This window comes from Paraburkholderia sp. SIMBA_053, assembly GCF_046534895.1.
GTDB lineage: Bacteria > Pseudomonadota > Gammaproteobacteria > Burkholderiales > Burkholderiaceae > Paraburkholderia > Paraburkholderia caledonica.
Window position 1 is genome coordinate 1 of sequence record NZ_JAWRXU010000594.1, and the last position, 276, is coordinate 276.

Annotated in this window: 1 protein-coding gene; it reads right to left on the bottom strand. The window is 64.9% G+C overall.

The genetic code is table 11. The features are described from left to right. Positions 1-276: universal stress protein (locus SB753_RS36980; RefSeq protein WP_410805100.1), on the bottom strand; the 276-nt coding region annotated here is incomplete at both ends.

Sequence of the window (276 nt, forward strand, 5' to 3'; positions counted from 1 at the left end):
GCTGTGACGAGCACCGCGCGACGCGTGCAGCGCGCGACCACGTCGCTCATCCGCTCTTCCCAGAAACGCCATTTCGAGCCATGCCCCGCGCCGACGACGATCATGTCCGCATCGAGTTCATCGGCGAACCGCGCGATTCTGCGGCCCACGCTGCCGCCTCCGAGCTGCACCGTGACGGCCTGCGTATGAATGTCCCATGCGTCGAGTTCGAACACTGCATTGCAGCGGCGCTCGACCGTGCGCTCCAGTTCTTCGACCATCTGTATCGAGTCGAGG